Source organism: Micromonospora sp. NPDC053740, from assembly GCF_040677775.1.
Taxonomy (GTDB): Bacteria; Actinomycetota; Actinomycetes; order Mycobacteriales; family Micromonosporaceae; genus Micromonospora; species Micromonospora alfalfae.
Window position 1 is genome coordinate 65,893 of the sequence record NZ_JBFASO010000006.1, and the last position, 16,217, is coordinate 82,109.

A 16,217-nucleotide genomic window follows, 5' to 3' on the forward strand; every position below is an offset into this window, starting at 1 on the left:
CCGACCTCACTACCCGCCTCACCATCTAGAAAGGCAAGTCCTCACCATGCGTAAATTCTTCGGCACGTCGGTGGTGGCCATCAGCGCCGCCGCCATGCTGGCCCTCGCCGGCTGCGGCTCCGGCCGCGACGGCGACTCCGACACCAAGGGCGGCGACGCCAAGGGCTTCGCGGCGAACTCGCTGATCGGTGTCGCTCTGCCGGCCAAGACCTCGGAAAACTGGGTCCTCGCCGGTGACCTGTTCAGCAACGGCCTCAAGGAGGCCGGCTTCCAGGGTGACGTGCAGTACGCCGGCGCGTCGACCACTGTGGCCGACCAGCAGGCTCAGATCACTGCCATGGTCACCAAGGGCGCCAAGGTCATCGTCATCGGCGCGACCGACGCCGCGCAGCTGTCGACCCAGGTCGCGGCGGCCCACACGGCCGGCGTGAAGGTCATCGCCTACGACCGGCTCATCACGAACACCCCGGACCTCGACTACTACGTCGCCTTCGACAACTTCAAGGTCGGCCAGCTCCAGGGCCAGGCCCTGCTGGACGGCATGAAGGCCAAGAAGCCGAACGGCCCGTACAACATCGAGCTGTTCTCCGGCTCGCCGGACGACAACAACGCCGGTGTCTTCTTCAACGGCGCGATGGACGTGCTCAAGCCGGAGATCGACAAGGGCAACGTGGTCGTCGCCTCGGGTCAGAAGGACGTCAAGCAGACCGCCATCCAGGGCTGGAAGGCCGAGGGTGCGCAGGCCCGCATGGACCAGCTGCTGACCTCGACCTACGGCAACAAGGAGCTGGACGGCGTCCTCTCCCCGAACGACACGCTGGCCCGCGCCATCCTGACCTCGGTCAAGGGTGCTGGCAAGCCGACCCCGATCGTCACCGGTCAGGACTCCGAGGTTGAGTCGGTCAAGTCGATCGTCAAGGGCGAGCAGTACATGACGATCAACAAGGACACCCGCAACCTGGTGAAGGAGACCATCAACATGGTCAAGGCTCTCCAGGCCGGCGACAAGCCGCAGGTGAACGACACCAAGTCCTACAACAACGGCAGCAAGGTCGTCGACACGTACCTGCTCCCGCCGGTCGCCGTCACCAAGGCGAACGCGGCTGAGGCGTACGCCACCGACCCGAAGCTCGCGCCGCTCACCAAGTAATCACCGCACGGTAGGTAGTAACGCCGATGGGTCCCGGGTCTCCTCTACCGGGACCCATCGTCGTCCCTGCACCCCCGCACCAACCGGCCTCGACCCGGAAGGAGGTCTGACCGTGGCGACACCAGTACGGGCCAGGCCAGCCGGCGTCGGCCGCAACGCCGAATCCCCGCTGCCGTCGGTCCCCGGCGCCAGCCAGGAGGAGATCCGGCGGCAGAACCTCGGCGCTGTGCTGCGCTACGTCCACCTGCACGGACCGACGTCCCGCGCCGAGCTGACCAGCCGGCTCGGCCTCAACCGAAGCACCATCGGCGCCCTCGCAGCCGACCTGGTCACCAGCGGCCTGGTCACCGAGGAGGCGCCGACCACCGCTCGCCGCGCCGGCCGTCCCTCGCTGGTGGTCAGCCCCCGCTCCGACCGGGTCTACGCGCATGCGTTGAGCATCGACGCGGATCGGCTGCGTGCCGCCCGGGTCGGCCTCGGCGGGCAGATCCTCGATCTGCGGGAGATCCCCCGACCCAGCGGCATGTCGGCGATCGAAGCCGTCGGGCCCCTCGCCGGCCTGGTCCGCGACATGGAACGCGCGGTGGCGGGCGACGCGCTGCTGGTCGGCGGCGCCGCCGCGGTCACCGACACCACCCGCGACCCGGACGGCAGGCTCCGGATCGCCAGCATCGACGAGACGCTCGGCGCCGCGCTGGAGGCGGAGTTCAGCTCCGGCCCCGGCTTCGTGGCAGGAGACCTGGCCGACATCGCCGCCCTGGCCGAGCACGTCCGGGGCGTCGCGGTCGGCATCGACGACCTCATCTACCTGCACGGAGACCTGGGCATCAGCGCCGGCATCATCGTCGGTGGCCGACTGGTGATCGGCCATCGGGGTCACAGCGGCAAGGTCGGCCACATGGTCGTCAACCCCAATGGCCTGCCCTGCGGCTGCGGTTCACGCGGCTGCTGGGAAACCGAGATCTCGGAAGCCGCGCTGTTGCGGCACGCCGGCCGTGACCCGAGCGACCGCGCGGCGGTGGCCGAGGTGCTGCGCGCCGCGGCGGCCGGCGATCCGACCGCCCGCGCGGCCGTCGAGCAGGTGGCGGACTGGCTCGGCTTCGGCGTGGCGAACCTGGTCAACGTGGTCAACCCGGACGCCGTGGTGTTCGGTGGCTCGCTGCGCGACATCTTCACCGCCGGTGCGGACGTGGTCCGGGACCGGCTCGACACCATGCCGCTGCCCGCCTCCCGCGAGCACCTGCGGTTGCGCGCGGCGGCGCTCGGCCGCGACGCCGTCCTGATCGGCGCCGCCGAGTTGGCGTTCGACAAACTCCTGGCCGACCCGTTGAACGTCGGCGTCGCGGGCCAGGTCGGGACCGCCGAGCCCGCGTAGTCGCGCGACTTCCCGCCCGGTGTCGGCCCGGCTCCGAACGGGTGGCGTGTGACCCCACCCACCCTGCCGGCCCCGGACCCCGACACGGCGGCCACACGACGTGATCGACTCGGGTTCACGGAAATCGCGGCGTCCGGGCGCCGGGGACACCCCGACTTCATGAAACGCGAGTGGATCACGCCCGTCTGCACCGTTCGGCCGCCCCGAACCGGTCCGAGGCGGGACAGCGCCAGGCAACAAGGCCGCTACATCCACAGTCGACAGCGACGGTTATCGCCGGCCCTTCATGCGTCTGTCCGTACGCGCTATCGTACGTTGTACGGTAGTGCGGGAAGACAGTTTCGGGAGGGGAGCGCTGTGACGACAAGAGCCGACGCGATAGTGGCGCAGGGGCTGCGCAAGCGGTATCGGGACCGGTACGCGCTGGACGGGTTCGACCTGCGGGTGCCGCAGGGAACGGTGTGCGGCCTGCTCGGCCCGAACGGGGCCGGCAAGACCACCTCGGTACGGATCCTCTCCACCCTGCTCCGACTCGACGAGGGTCGCGCCGAGGTGGCCGGCTTCGACGTGACCCGCCAGCCCGACCAGGTGCGCTACCGCATCGGGCTGGTGGGGCAGCATCCCGCCCTCGACGAGGCGCTGAGCGGCCGGCAGAATCTGGTGCTCTTCGGCCGGCTGTTCCACCTGGGTCGCCGCCGGGCCCGTCAACGGGCGGTCGAGCTGCTGGAACGCTTCGGTCTCGCCGACGCCGCCGAACAGCCGGTCAGCACGTACTCCGGCGGTATGCGCCGACGGCTCGACCTGGCGGCCGGCATGATCCTGGCCCCCGCGGTCCTCTTCCTCGACGAGCCCACCACCGGGCTGGACCCGCGTGGCCGCAACGAGGTGTGGGAGTCCGTCCGGGAGTTGGTACGCACCGGCACCACCGTGCTGCTCACCACCCAGCAACTGGACGAGGCCGACCAACTCGCCGACCGGATCTCGGTGGTCGAGGCCGGCCGGGTGATCGCCGAGGGAACTCCGGACGACCTCAAGACCCGCCTCGGCGGCGATCGCATCGAGGTCGTCGTCGCGGCACCGACCGACCTCGCCGCCGCCGTTGCCCAGATCCGCCGGGCGGCCGACGACGAACCGACTGTCGACGTGGACCGGCGGATGGTGAGCGTCCGGGTCGGTCACCAGGCCGGTGCACTCGTCGACGTGTTGCGGGCGCTCGACGCCGTGAACGTCCCGGTGGCGGACGTCGCGCTGCGCCGCCCAACCCTGGACGACGTGTTCCTGCACCTCACCGGGCACCGCGCGGCGACCGTCGAGGTGGCGGCATGAGCGCGGTGACCATGCCGGCCCCGCCGGTGGATCTGACGCCCGGCCGGCCCGCCCTCCTGGCCGACAGCGGCACGCTCATCTGGCGCGGCCTGGCCCGGTGGCGACGCGATCCTGGCCCACTGATCGCCTCGCTCGGCTTCAACATCCTGATCGTGTTGATGTTCGCCTACCTGTTCGGTGGCGCGTTGCAGGTGCCCGGCGGTGGCAGCTACCGAGAGTTCCTGATGCCGGGCATGTTCGTGATGACCATGGTCTTCGGCATCAGCCTCACCACGATCGCCGTTGCCGAGGACCTGGAGCGCGGGGTGACCGACCGGCTCCGATCGATGCCCGTGTCACCGCTGGCGCCGCTGGCGGCCCGGGCGGTGGCCGACATGCTGTTCGCGCTGGTCACCCTCGGGGTCCTGCTGCTGACCGGTCTCGCAATCGGGTGGCGAACACACGGCGGGATCGGTGCCACGCTGGCGGCGGTGGGACTGATCCTGCTGCTGCGCTTCGCCCTGATCTGGGTCGGCATCTTCCTCGGGTTGGTCGCCCGTGGGCAGACCGCCGTGGTGGCCGTGCAGACCCTGGAGTTTCCGCTCGGCTTCCTCTCCAACGCGTTCGTCGCACCGTCCACCATGCCCGCCTGGCTCGGGGCGGTGGCCGCGTGGAACCCGCTGTCGGCGACCGTCGGCGCCACCCGTGAGCTGTTCGGGAACCCCGGTTGGGGCGGCGACTCCTGGGCGGCGCAGCACTACCCGTTGCTGGCGGTGCTCTGGCCACTCGTCCTGGTCGCGGTCTTCCTGCCGCTCTCGGTCGCCCGGTACCGACGGCTGGCAGGCTGAGCCCGCACGGGCGCGCGGTTTGACCCTCTGGGCCCGATCGGTGTCGGTGGTCGTCGTTAGGCTCACCGGCGTGGGTGTGCACCGACTCGATCGGGCCCAGGCGCGGCGGATCGCCGTCCGGGCCCAACTGCTGGCCGCTCCGCGTCCGACCGACCTGATGACCGTGGTCCGCCAGTTGACCCTTGTGCAGATCGACCCGACCGCGGCCGTCGCGCCCAGCGCCGACCTCGTCTGCTGGAGCCGGCTCGGCTCGTCGTACCAGCCAGCGCAGATGCGCGAGGCCCTCGAACGGGACCGGACGCTCTTCGAGCACCAGGCGATGGTGCGACCGATGGACGACCTGGGGCTCTTCCTCGCGGCGATGGTGGCGTCGCCCGGTCATGAGCGCCACCGCGAGTGGCTGCGCGCCAACGACTCGTTCCGGCGAGATGTCCTCGACTTGCTCGGCCGTGCCGGTCCGCTGCTCTCCCGCGACATCCCGGACACGAGCGCCGTGCCCTGGCCGTCGTCGGGCTGGACCAACAACCGCAACGTCACCCAGATGCTGGAGTTCCTGGTCCTAGGCGGCGAGGTCGCGATCGCGGGCCGCCAGGGCCGACAGCGGCTCTGGGACGTGGCCGAGCGGGTCTACCCGGCCGAGGTGCCCGTCATCGAGCTGGAGCAGGCGCGCCGGCTCCGCAACGAGCGACGGCTGCGGGCGCTGGGCATCGCGCGGGCGAGGGCGGTGATCGTGCCCGGCGAGCCGGCCGAGGTCGGTGACGCCGGCGAGCCAGCGATCATCGAGGGCGTCGCGGGGGAGTGGCGGGTGGACCCGGCCGCACTCGGGCAGCCCTTCATCGGGCGTACGGCGCTGTTGTCACCGTTCGACAGGCTGGTGCACGACCGGGTCCGCCTCGCTGACCTCTTCGAGTACGAGTACGTGCTGGAGATGTACAAGCCCAAGGCGGCCCGACGGTGGGGCTACTTCGCGCTGCCGATCCTGCACGGCGATCGGCTGGTCGGAAAGGTGGACGCCACGGCCGAGCGTCGGCGCGGCACGCTCACTGTGCACGCCGTCCACGAGGACGTGCCCTTCACCCCGGAGGTGACCCGGGCCGTGCACGACGAGGTGCGCGACCTGGCGTCCTGGCTGTCGTTCACCGTCGAGGGCCTGCGCTGACGGGTGATCGCCGAGGCCCCCGCTCCCCGACGAGCACCCGTCGCCCAGCTAGGCGATCCGGCGGATCCGGCGCACCGCCAGGTAGAGCAGGAGCACGGCGAGGGCGACGAAGATGCCCGTCTCGATGCCCTGGAACAGCCAGAACCGGTCCGCCGGCTGGTAGAGCTGCCAGTTGTACGCGCCCGGTTCGAGGCCCAACTCGGCGCCGCAGACCCGACCGTCCGGCCCCTTCCCGCCCGGCGGGCACTGGATCCGGCCGCCCTCCGAGATCATCGTGCCGTCGGGGTTCCGGACGCCCTGCGCGAGGACCCAGTCGCCCCGGCTGACCTCCGGTGGCCCTTCCCCCTCGATCGGGAAGGTCTGGGTGCGGGCCGGCTGATAGTGCCGTCGGGCCAGCAGCTCCACCGCCGCTCGTACACCGATGTAGCCGGCGAGAGTGATGCCCATGGCGGGCAGCATCCGCTTCCAGACGGTGCCAGCGAAGACGCCCAGCGCCACGGCGAACAGGGTGTACCCGATCGGGACGATGCCCTGCAGATCAAAGACGATCATGCCGAACCGGCCCTCGTGCGCGGCCTTGGTGAGCGGGTCGACCCACCAGGACATGCCCAGCCCGTAGACCGTCGCGAGGATCAGGACGGACCCGCTCACCAGACCGAACTTCACCAGGGCCCAGCGGGTCCGGCCGACGCCCTGGGTCCAGACGAACCGGTGCGTGCCCTGCTCCACCTCGCGGGCGACCAGCGGCGCACCCCAGAAGAGGCCGACCAGCACCGGCAGGGTGATCAGCAGTACGGCCACCAGACTGAGGTTGCCGTACTGATTGCCGAAGCGCCGATAGCCCGCATCGCACGTCTCCCGGGTCGCCTGCGCCACGTCGGCGCGGGCGAGTTGGCTGGCGCAGTCGGTCAGCCCGAGGTCGGAGAAGGTGTGCCGCATCGCCAGGCCGATGGGCACCAGCAGGGCGGCGAGCGCCGCGAGCCCCAGCAGGGTGTAGAACGCCTGCTTGCGGTGTTGCCGCCAGGTCAGCCAGATCATGCTGCCACCCCCCACTCGCTGTGACTGGTCTGCGTGGTGCCGTCGGCCAGGTAGGCCAGCACGACGTCCTCCAGGCTGACCTCGCGGACCGTCCAGGCCGGATCGGTGACCGGACCGTCGGTGCGGACGAGCAACGTGGACTGACGGTCGGTGTGGCTGGCCCGGATCACTGCGGCGACGCCCCCGATGACGCCGCCGTCGTGTCGTGGCCCGACTAGCTGCCGGTGCTCGGCGACCAGGTCGTCGACCGTGCCGGTGAGCTGCACCTGGGAGGCGTTCAGCACGATCAGGTAGTCACAGACCCGTTCCAGGTCGGCCAGTAGGTGCGAGGAGAGCAGGACGGTGGTGCCCGACTCCGCGACGCTGCCCATCAGCGACTGGAGGAACTCCCGTCGAGCCAGCGGGTCGAGGCTGGCGACCGGCTCGTCGAGCAGCAGCAGCCGCGGCTGCTTCGCCAGCGCCAGAGCCAGCGCGACCTGGGCCCGTTGCCCACCGGAGAGCTTGCCGACCGGCTTGTCCGGTGGAATGCCGAGCTGCGCCAGCCGTTGGCGGGCCAACGCCGCGTCCCACCGCTTGTTCAGCTTGCCGCCCGCGATGACCAGCTCGGCCGCGGTGAAGTCCCGATACAGGGGGGTGTCCTGGGCGACGAAACCGATGTCGGCCAGGCCCTCCGTGTCGCCGTACGGGGACCGGCCGAACACCCGGACCGTGCCGGCGTCGGGCTTGAGCAGCCCGACGGCCAGGTGCAGCAGCGTGCTCTTGCCCGCGCCGTTCGGCCCGACCAGCGCGGCGATCCGGCCGGCCGGCAGATGCAGTGAGCAGTCCCGCAATGCCCAGGTGCTGCCGTACCGCTTGCCGAGCCGGTCTGCTTCCAAGACCATGTCCATCCCTTGTCCTCTCGTTCCGTTCACGCCACTGCTTCGCGGTCGCGCGAGCGCTTGCGGTGCCTCATGGTTCGTTCGGTCTGCTCGCTCACGCGGGCTCCTTCTGCGGGGCGTCGTCGGCGAGGGTGGCGCGCAGCGTCGTCTCGACCAGGGCGATGACGTCCTCTGCGGTGAGGCCGGCCGCTTGCGCCCGGTGCAGCCAGGCGACCAGGTCGTCGCGCAACTCGGCCTGGTTGGGCAGGGACGCGCTGGCCAGGGTGCGTTGGACGAACGTGCCCACCCCGGGTCGGCCGCCGACCAGACCCTCGATCTCCAACTCCCGGTACGCCTTCAGCACCGTGTTCGGGTTGATCGCCAGGGATTGCGCGACGTCCCGGACCTTCGGCAACTGGTCGCCCGGTGTCAGCAGGCCAACCCGTAGCGCCTGTTTCACCTGCTGCACGAGCTGCATGTAGGTGTTCACCTTCGACCGGCTGTCCAGTACGAACTCGATCACTCCCGATGATCCTTCCTGTTGTCCTACGACAGTAGGACTAATAGACAGCTTCATCGGTGACCCACCGGCTGTCAAGCCCGGCGCGGCAGGTCCTGTTCGGGCACGGCGCGTCTCGTTCGGCGCGCCGCGTGCTGGCCGGCGGCGCATCGGGTCCCGCCCGGCGCGCCGGTGCCGACCCGGTGGCACCGGCAGGCCACCGGTTGGCCCCCAAGGGTCAACCGGCGGGGAAGGGACCGGCAGCGATCCGCGTGGACGGGAGGTGTTCGATGGTCACCAACGAACTGACGACGTCGAGGGCGACTCCACTACAGGCCGCTCGCGCCCGGGGCCGCGTACGCGGACGGTTGATCCTGCTCGGCCCGGCGTTCGTCGCCGCCGTCGCGTACGTCGACCCCGGCAACTTCGCCACCAACTCCGCCGCCGGCGCCCGCTACGGCTACCTGCTGGTCTGGGTTGTGGTGGTGGCCAACCTGATGGCGATGCTGGTGCAGACGCTCACCGCGAAGCTGGGTCTGGCCACCGGGCGCAGCCTGCCCGAGCTGTGTCGGGAACGCCTGCCCCGGCGGGTGAACCGGGTGATGTGGGTACAGGCCGAGCTTGTCGCCATGGCCACCGACCTGGCCGAGGTGATCGGTGGCGCGGTCGCCCTGTACCTGCTCTTCGGCATCCCCCTGCTACCCGGCGGGATCATCATCGGCACTGCCGCGTTCGCCGTGCTCGCCCTGCGCTCGCGCGGGTACCGCGCCTTCGAGGTCGCCATCGCCGTCCTGCTCGGAGTGATCGTGCTGGCCTTCGCCGCCAACCTGCTCGCCTCCGGCTCCGATCCCGGCTCGGCCATGGCCGGCATGGTGCCGCGCCTACAGGGCACGGACAGCGTGCTGTTGGCCGCCGGCATCCTCGGCGCGACAGTCATGCCGCACGTCATCTACGTGCACTCTGCGCTCACCCGCGACCGCATCCCCGCCGCCGACGACGCCGAGCGTCGGATCCTGTTCCGCGGCCAGCGCACCGACGTGCTGCTCGCCCTGAGCGCCGCCGGCGCGGTCAACCTCGCCATGCTGCTGATCGCCGCAGCCAGCTTCCGGGGCGGCGGCCCGGGTGGCGCGGACAGCCTGGAGGGGGTGCACGCCGGGCTCGGCCAGACCATCGGGACCGCCGCCGCGTTCGGGTTCGCCGTCGCGCTGCTGGTCTCGGGGCTCGCCTCCACCAGCGTCGGCACCTACGCCGGAGAGGTGATCATGCAGGGCTTCCTGCGTCGGCGGGTGCCGCTGCTGCTGCGTCGGCTGGTCACTCTGCTGCCCGCGCTGGCCGTGCTCGCCATCGGCCTCGACCCGACCCGGGCGCTCGTGCTGTCCCAGGTCATCCTCAGCTTCGGCATTCCGTTCGCGCTGATCCCGGTGGTCGCCTTCACCCGCCGACGCGACCTGATGGGAAACCTGGTCAACCATCCGCTCACCACCGCCGCCGCGTCCCTGGTGGCCGTGCTGGTGGTCGCGCTCAACGCGTTCCTCCTCTGGCAGGTCGTCGCCGGCTGAGCCGGCTGGTCAGTGTCGCCGGCTGAGCCGGCTGGTCAGTGTCGCCGGCTGAGCCGGCTGGTCAGTGTCGCCGGCTGAGCCGGCTGGTCAGTGTCGCCGGTTGAGCCGGTCTGGCTGCCTGGGCACGGACACCCCTACGAGCGTGATGCCTGTGAGTCATCGTTATGACTCACAGGCATCACCCGTGAAAGACCATGTCGGGCCCGGACCCCGGTGGGTGGCCGGGCCCGTACTGAAGCCCGCACCGCCTTGGCGGCCGTAGCCGGCGGGGTGGCCCGGGTCGGCCTGGAGCGGGTGTGATCAGGTGCGACGTCCTTCGTCGCGGGCCGGGATCTCCTGGCGCTGTTCGAGGGCGTCCGCCGGGTTGGCGTCGGCCGGCAGCGATGTCACCTCCTCGAGCGTGCCCGCCGGGAAGGCGCCCTGCTCGGCCAGGTCGGCCTCGGCCGCCTCCGGGTCCACATCACCCGACACCCGGTCCGGCGGTCCGACGTCGAACGCGTCCTGCCGTTGTTCCAGGGCATCCGCCTCCGGCGGAGGGAACGTTCCGCCCTGTTCGTCCCGGTACGTGCTCATCGGAGCCTCCCACCCGGCGGGTGTCGACATGCCGCCGGGCCGCTGCCTACCCGCCAGCGACGCACTCACGCCGCCCCGCTGCTCTGATCGTCATGTCGCCGGCGGCAGGGCGCGACGGCAGTGGCCCGCTGCCGGATTCCGCACCGTGGTGGGTGCCCCCAGGTCGACAGGGGTCGGGCCGACCGAGCAGGTCAACGCGCTTACCTCGCCGCCAGCGAGGATGGGTGCCGATGCGGTGCCGGTCAGCGCCAGCGGCCCGGCCACCCGGGACCCCACCATCGTGACGTGGTCGCTGGTGGCGGTCAGCGTCACCGCGCCGCGTACCTCGGTGTTCAGCACCTCGACGGCAGTGGCGCGGGACGCCGTCAGGTCTCCGGCGATCGAGGAGCCCTGGGCGACCAGTGCGGCGCCGGGCGCGACGGTGACCGGGCCGGTCACGGTGGCCGCGCGCAGGCAGGTGACACCGGCGGCGACGGTCAGCGGGCCGGCGTGCCGGCCGGTGACCACTGTGGTGCAGGCCGGTGGTGGCGGGATCAGCGTGGCCACGAACGCGCGGGCCGGCCCGACGTTGCCGACGGCGTCGATGCCCCGGTACTCGACGCGGTGCCGGCCGTACCCGGGAGACCGCTCGGCGAACGGGGACACTGACAGGCCGCCCGAGCCGAGGTTGCCGTAGACCAAACCGTCCACGTCGGTGCCCGTGGCGGTGAACAGGAACGGGGATCGGGCGTCGGTGGGCCAGCCGTAGTAGTTGTGCCATCCGTCGCCGTCGAGCCGGAACTCCGAGGTGACCTGGCCGGTGCCGTCGTCGGTGCCGGTCAACCCCATGGTGAACGGGCCGTTGTACACGTACTCGGTGGGTCGGCCGGGCCGGGTCGTGGTGAGCAGTGGCTCGGAGAGGGCGTACGCCGCGTCGGGCCGCGTCGCGTCGACCGTCCAGGTGCGGGTCACCGCCCTTCCGGTGCCCGGCTCGCTGACGCGGGCGGTCAGCCGGTGGGTGCCCCGCGACAGGCGCAGGGCGCTCAGGTCCACGTCCCGGTCGGTGCCGGTGTCAGCCACCGGTCGGCCATCGAGCGTCCAGCGCACGCGTGGCGCCCGATCGGTGGGCTGGCTGGTCCGCACGTACACCACGTCGTGCGCGCCGACCGGCCGGTCGGTCGCTGTGGACGCGGTGATCGCCAGCGGCGACTCCACCGCCGGGGTACGCACCGCGGTGTCCACGGTCCAGGAGCGGGTCTGGGTCAGCGCCGGTGAACTGCGGACCGCCGGGTCGCGGACGAACTCCGTCGGGTCGGTCACCGTGGCGGTCACCGTGTGCCGGCCGGGGGAGAGCCGTAGTTTCCGCAGGTCAAGATGGCGGGCGTTGTCGGTACGCGGCACCGCTCTGCCGTCCACCGACCACGTCACGGTCAGCGCGTGGCTCACCGGGTGCAGGGTGTCCACCCAGAGCAGCCGGTCCGCGCCGACCACCTGATCGGTGGCCGTGCCGCCCTGCACGATGCCGACCCGGGCGGCGATCCGTTCGGTCATCCGCTCCCGGCCGACCTGGTCGAAGTAGAAGCCCAGTGACTTCATCATCGAGTGCCGGCTCGGCCGCCACACCCCACGCTGGAGGTACAGGCCGCCCTCGTAGCGGCCTATCGTTCCGCCCGCCTCGCTCGGCTCACCCAGCCAGCGCCACCACTTGGCCCGGGTGTCGCGCATCTGCCGCTCGGTCAGCACCGTGTGGTGCACCGAGTCCGGTTCCGGCCCGCTGTAGGTGTCGCCCGGCACCCCACGGCCGTAGTAGTCGTACTCGTCCTGCAAGCCACCGAGTGAGTGCCCCAGCTCGTGCGGGCTGATCAGCGCGGAGAGCGCGTTGCCACCGGAGGCGGTGGCGTCGCTGCCGCCGGCCCCACCGTAGGTGCCGCTGTTGGCGAGCGCGATCAGCTGGCGGTTACCGGGGTTGGTGCCGACGGCCAGGTCGGCGTACGCGTTGGCGGCGGTGCCGTCGACAGTGAGCAGGCGTTGCACGCTCGCCGGGTTGCAACCACCCCAGAAGCCCATGCCCAACGCGGTGTCGCGCTGCGGGGCGGACAGGCCAGGGTCACAGTCCACCCCGGACTCCGCCGAGACGATCTCGACGGCGTAGACGTTGAAGTAGCTGCGGTAGGACTTGAACGGCTCGATCGTCCACAGGGTGTTGAGGTGCCGATCCACGTGTGCTCGGAAGGTGGGCAGGTCGGCCGCTGTGTAACCGTCGCCCAGCAGCACCAGGTTGAACCGCGTCGCCGGGTCGCCGGTGACCTGGATCGGCACCACGGTGGCCTCGGCCACCGGGACGGCGGCCGGTGTGGCGGCGGCCGGTGTGCCGACCGCCAGCCCCGCCGCGACGAGCGCCGCGACACACAATCCCGGTCTGATCCGCACCCTGTGCCCCTTCCATGGCCGGTCGGCCCGGCGGTGCCGGGGCCCGGCAGGGGCGCCGTCGTCCGGGCCTGCCGCGACAGTGGACATCTCGGACCGTACCGGTCTGCGCACCGACTGGTAACCCTCGGCGGTCAGTCGGCGGTCGCCTCGGGCGCGCTGTTCCGGCGGGTACCGGCGGCCAGTCCCAGCGCCATCAGCACGCACACCGCGCCGACCAGGAAGAGCAGCGAGGCGGCCGGCTGGCCCAGCCACTCCCAGTACGGGTGCCAGGCCGGGTGCGGCTCGCCGAGGTGGTGGTGCAGCCACTGCGGTGCGGCCAGCAACACCGGCAGCCACCACAGCACAGTGGCCACACCGATCAGGCCGTTCACAGTGCCGCGGCTACGGCGTCCCTCGGTGCGTCGGCTGGCCCAGCCGAAGACCAGCCAGCCGGCCACCGCGCCCAGCACCGTGCCGAGCATTCCGGCGGGGATCACCAGTGGCGGTGGCGCGCGGTGCAGCTCGACCGAGAGGTAGCTGGCGTCGACGGCTGTCTGCGAGGAGATCGAGGCGTTCAGGATGGTGTCGCCACGTCGGGCGGTCAACGCGGTGTCGGTGACCGCCCGTGGGGTGGCGCACACCTTGTCCGCGCAGCTGACCCGGTCGGACACCTGCGGCTCGTACACCCGCCAGCCGGCACCCGTCAGGCGCTCCCGGGCCACTGAGACGATCTGCTCGGCGGGCACCGGCGGCGCGCCGAGGGCGCCGGCGCCGGTGGCGCTCTCCTGATACTCGCCGCCGTCACCGAACACCAGGGTCTTGACGGTCCCCAGGCGCAGCGCGTGCCCGTAGACGACGAAGAGCGCCGGTGGGGTGTCGATCTCGCCCAGGTCGTGGCCGGGAAAGACCTCGGTGAGGATGGCGGCGGCCTCGGCCCGGTCGGGTTGCGGTCGGGACGTCTCCCAGGCGGCCCGGCTGGCCAGTGCGCCGGTGAAGAGGCCGCAGACGACCGCGGCGAGCGGCACCCACGCGACGGCGGCGCCATCGGCCGGGCGGCCGAGGCGGCGCAGCAGCCGCCGTCCGAACCGGGTGGCCGGCGCGGTGTCGCTCACGGACATGTCCACCCTCCGGCTTGAAGATCAGGCGGAGCGACAGTACATCGACCAGGGTTCCGGCGCGTCCCCCCGTTGACCGTCGGCCGTGGCCGGGATCGGCCAGGATAGGCGGGTGGCCGGTCACGGCCGCGACGAGGAGGGTGGGCGATGCGGGTACGCGGACGGTTGACCTGGGGGCGGCGTGCCCGTGCGGGGGCGGTGGTGACCGCGTTGCTCGCGGGCCTGGTGCCGCCGGCAGTGGCGCTGGTGCCGGGCGCCGCCACGGCGGGCGCGGCGGCGGGGACGCCGGTCTGCCAGGTGCGCGACGACCGGCTGCGCGAGATCTCCGGGATGGTCGCCACCGACGACGGGTACGTGGTGATCAACGACGGGGCCGACGACGAGGCCCGCCGCCGGATCTTCTTCCTCGACCAGCGCTGCGATGTGGTGCGCACCGTCTCCTTCCCGTCCCGGCCCCGCGACACCGAGGACCTGGCCATCGGCCGGGACGGCACCGTCTGGGTCGCCGACATCGGTGACAACGACCGCTCCCGACCGACTGTCGGGGTGTGGCGGCTCACGCCAGGGGCGAAGCAGCCGGTGCTGCACCGGATGACCTACCCGGACCGTCCGCACGACGCCGAGGCGCTGCTGCTCGACGCGTCCGGTCGGCCGCTGATCGTCACCAAGGGCGGCAGTGGCACTGTCTTCCTGTACGCGCCGGCGACAGCGCTACGGCCGGACGCGACGACGCCGCTGACCGCGCTCGGCCAGGTGACAGTGCCCTCGACCACTACCAGCAACCCGTTCTCGTTCCTGGGGCGCGGCGTGATCACTGGCGCGGCGACCGCGCCGGACGGACGGCGGGTGGTGCTGCGCAGCTACGCCGACGCCTTCGAGTACGACGTGCCCGACGGCGACGTGGTCCGGGCGTTGACCACCGGCACGCCGCGGATCACCCCCTTGCCGGACGAGCCGCAGGGCGAGTCGATCACCTACAGTCGCGACGGTCGTTCGTTGCTCACCGTCTCCGAGTCCGCCGGTCAATCAGCCGGCACCCGTTCGACGATCCTGCGCTACCCGGCCACTGCCAGCACTGTCACCGCCGCGCCCGCCACGGAGTCCGTCGACCCGGTGTCGCCCACTGCGGTCCGTCCGGCCGCCGGACAGGTCGGCGGAGGGAGCGGTCGGACCTGGCCGTTGGCCCTCGGCGCGGGAACACTGCTGGTCCTGCTCGGGTTGGCAGGCGCGCTGCGGTGGCGGCACACCGCGCGCCGGTGAGCGGGCCGGGCCTGCGGCAGGATGGGGGGATGTCCGTCCTGTCCACGTTGCGCCACCCGATCATCGCCGCCCCGATGGCTGGTGGCCCGTCCACGCCCGCGCTGGTGGCCGCCGTGTCCGCAGCGGGTGGGCTGGGCTTCCTCGCCGCCGGGATGATCGACACCGGCCGACTGCTCGCCGACGTCGCCGACGTCCGTGCGCGTACCGATCGGCCGTTCGGTGTGAACCTCTTCCTGCCCGACCCCGGCGGCGTCGACGAGGCCGCCATCAGGGCGTACGCCGAACGGCTCGCCCCGCAGGCCGCGCAGCGCGGCGAGCGCCTGGGCGAGCCGGTGGGCGGCGACGACGCGTACCCGGAGAAGCTGGCCGCGCTGCTCGCGGACCCGGTCCCGGTCGTGTCCTTCGTGTTCGGGCTGCCCGACCGGGCGGCGGTGACCGCCCTGCGCGAGCGGGGCACCGAGGTGTGGGCCACCGTCACCCGCCCGGACGCCGCGACCGCCGCCGCCAACCTGGGTGTGGACGCGGTGGTGGTACAGGGCACCGAGGCCGGTGGGCATCGCGGCGGCCTGCCGGACGACGACGACTACGGGTTGCTGCCGCTGCTTCGGCTGGCCGCCGCCCGCTGTGACCGGCCGTTGGTGGCCGCGGGTGGCCTCGTCGACGGCCCCTCGGTGGCCGCCGTGCTGGCTGCCGGCGCCGCCGCCGCGCAACTCGGCACGGCCTTCCTGCGCTGCCCGGAGGCGGGCAGTTCGCCGATGCACCGGGCGGCGGTGGCCAGTACCGCGCCGACCGCGTTGACCCGGGCGTTCACCGGTAAGCGGGCCCGTGGCGTGGCGAACGACTTCCTGCGCCAGCACGACGCTGTGGCACCGAGTGGTTACCCCCAGGTGCTGCACCTGACCCGTCCCCTGCTCGCCGCCGCCCGGCGCGACGCGGACGCATCGGTGGCCAACCTGTGGGCCGGGCAGGCGCACCCGCTGGCCCGGGACGTGTCGGCGGCGCAGGTGGTCGCCGAGGTGAGCGCCGACGCCCGGGCCGCGCTGGCCACAGTGGTCGAGCGGTCCAGCCGCTGGGGCTGACCAGGACGCCGG

Annotated in this window: 14 protein-coding genes; 8 read left to right on the forward strand and 6 right to left on the reverse strand. The window is 72.1% G+C overall.

The genetic code is table 11. The annotated features are described in order from the left end of the window. Window positions 1-46 precede the first annotated feature (46 nt). The 5 genes from AB0K35_RS17470 to AB0K35_RS17490 all read left to right on the forward strand — a co-directional run bounded on the left by AB0K35_RS17470 (window position 47) and on the right by AB0K35_RS17490 (window position 5,837). Entirely contained in the window at window positions 47-1,150 is a 1,104-nt protein-coding gene (locus AB0K35_RS17470; protein WP_238669273.1) for a sugar-binding protein, read from the forward strand. Between the two features lie 112 nt (window positions 1,151-1,262). After that, window positions 1,263-2,525 carry an ROK family transcriptional regulator gene (locus AB0K35_RS17475; protein ID WP_363886235.1) on the forward strand — a complete coding sequence of 421 codons (1,263 nt, stop codon included), beginning with the start codon at window positions 1,263-1,265 and terminating at the stop codon, window positions 2,523-2,525. Between the two features lie 357 nt (window positions 2,526-2,882). Next, window positions 2,883-3,851, forward strand: coding sequence for an ATP-binding cassette domain-containing protein (locus AB0K35_RS17480; RefSeq protein WP_238669275.1), 969 nt, complete (start codon window positions 2,883-2,885; stop codon window positions 3,849-3,851). Beyond that, window positions 3,848-4,678, forward strand: coding sequence for an ABC transporter permease (locus AB0K35_RS17485; protein ID WP_238669276.1), 831 nt, complete (start codon window positions 3,848-3,850; stop codon window positions 4,676-4,678). Before AB0K35_RS17480 ends, AB0K35_RS17485 begins: the two co-directional genes overlap by 4 nt. A gap of 70 nt (window positions 4,679-4,748) precedes the next feature. After that, window positions 4,749-5,837, forward strand: a complete 1,089-nt coding sequence (locus AB0K35_RS17490; RefSeq protein WP_363886239.1) for a crosslink repair DNA glycosylase YcaQ family protein — start codon at window positions 4,749-4,751, stop codon at window positions 5,835-5,837. Between the two features lie 48 nt (window positions 5,838-5,885). Here AB0K35_RS17490 and AB0K35_RS17495 read toward each other — a convergent pair whose 3' ends face one another. The 3 genes from AB0K35_RS17495 to AB0K35_RS17505 all read right to left on the reverse strand — a co-directional run bounded on the left by AB0K35_RS17495 (window position 5,886) and on the right by AB0K35_RS17505 (window position 8,255). Further along, on the reverse strand, window positions 5,886-6,875 hold the full coding sequence (locus tag AB0K35_RS17495; protein WP_238669278.1) for an ABC transporter permease: 990 nt from the start codon (window positions 6,873-6,875) through the stop codon (window positions 5,886-5,888). After that, the gene (locus AB0K35_RS17500; RefSeq protein WP_238669279.1) at window positions 6,872-7,762 is read right to left on the reverse strand and encodes an ABC transporter ATP-binding protein; all 891 of its coding nucleotides are present in this window, start codon (window positions 7,760-7,762) and stop codon (window positions 6,872-6,874) included. Before AB0K35_RS17500 ends, AB0K35_RS17495 begins: the two co-directional genes overlap by 4 nt. A gap of 85 nt (window positions 7,763-7,847) precedes the next feature. Further along, on the reverse strand, window positions 7,848-8,255 hold the full coding sequence (locus tag AB0K35_RS17505; protein ID WP_112678633.1) for a GntR family transcriptional regulator: 408 nt from the start codon (window positions 8,253-8,255) through the stop codon (window positions 7,848-7,850). A 266-nt stretch (window positions 8,256-8,521) separates the two neighbouring features. Between AB0K35_RS17505 and AB0K35_RS17510 the strand changes: the two genes are divergently transcribed. Next, the gene (locus tag AB0K35_RS17510; protein WP_238669280.1) at window positions 8,522-9,790 is read left to right on the forward strand and encodes an Nramp family divalent metal transporter; all 1,269 of its coding nucleotides are present in this window, start codon (window positions 8,522-8,524) and stop codon (window positions 9,788-9,790) included. A gap of 300 nt (window positions 9,791-10,090) precedes the next feature. Here the strand turns inward: AB0K35_RS17510 and AB0K35_RS17515 are convergent, their stop codons facing one another. From AB0K35_RS17515 to AB0K35_RS17525, 3 genes are all read right to left on the reverse strand, one after another. Then, window positions 10,091-10,363, reverse strand: a complete 273-nt coding sequence (locus tag AB0K35_RS17515; protein ID WP_091401262.1) for a hypothetical protein — start codon at window positions 10,361-10,363, stop codon at window positions 10,091-10,093. A gap of 90 nt (window positions 10,364-10,453) precedes the next feature. Next, window positions 10,454-12,772, reverse strand: coding sequence for a M64 family metallopeptidase (locus AB0K35_RS17520; protein WP_363886244.1), 2,319 nt, complete (start codon window positions 12,770-12,772; stop codon window positions 10,454-10,456). 131 nt (window positions 12,773-12,903) lie between these two features. Next, window positions 12,904-13,863, reverse strand: coding sequence for a hypothetical protein (locus AB0K35_RS17525; protein WP_238669282.1), 960 nt, complete (start codon window positions 13,861-13,863; stop codon window positions 12,904-12,906). A 150-nt stretch (window positions 13,864-14,013) separates the two neighbouring features. Between AB0K35_RS17525 and AB0K35_RS17530 the strand changes: the two genes are divergently transcribed. Continuing rightward, complete coding sequence (locus AB0K35_RS17530; RefSeq protein WP_238669283.1) at window positions 14,014-15,126, forward strand: hypothetical protein; 1,113 nt, start codon at window positions 14,014-14,016, stop codon at window positions 15,124-15,126. Window positions 15,127-15,155: 29 nt separating this feature from the next. Continuing rightward, a complete protein-coding gene (locus tag AB0K35_RS17535; protein ID WP_238669284.1) occupies window positions 15,156-16,205 on the forward strand; it encodes a nitronate monooxygenase in 1,050 nt (349 codons plus the stop codon). The last annotated feature ends 12 nt before the right edge of the window (window positions 16,206-16,217 follow it).

Excerpts from the sequence above, each read along its gene's own strand:
- AB0K35_RS17470 (WP_238669273.1), top strand. The coding sequence starts at position 47 with ATGCGTAAATTCTTCGGCACGTCGGTGGTGGCCATCAGCGCCGCCGCC.
- AB0K35_RS17485 (WP_238669276.1), top strand. The coding sequence starts at position 3,848 with ATGAGCGCGGTGACCATGCCGGCCCCGCCGGTGGATCTGACGCCCGGC.
- AB0K35_RS17495 (WP_238669278.1), bottom strand. The coding sequence starts at position 6,875 with ATGATCTGGCTGACCTGGCGGCAACACCGCAAGCAGGCGTTCTACACC.
- AB0K35_RS17500 (WP_238669279.1), bottom strand. The coding sequence starts at position 7,762 with ATGGACATGGTCTTGGAAGCAGACCGGCTCGGCAAGCGGTACGGCAGC.
- AB0K35_RS17510 (WP_238669280.1), top strand. The coding sequence starts at position 8,522 with ATGGTCACCAACGAACTGACGACGTCGAGGGCGACTCCACTACAGGCC.
- AB0K35_RS17515 (WP_091401262.1), bottom strand. The coding sequence starts at position 10,363 with ATGAGCACGTACCGGGACGAACAGGGCGGAACGTTCCCTCCGCCGGAG.
- AB0K35_RS17530 (WP_238669283.1), top strand. The coding sequence starts at position 14,014 with ATGCGGGTACGCGGACGGTTGACCTGGGGGCGGCGTGCCCGTGCGGGG.
- AB0K35_RS17535 (WP_238669284.1), top strand. The coding sequence starts at position 15,156 with ATGTCCGTCCTGTCCACGTTGCGCCACCCGATCATCGCCGCCCCGATG.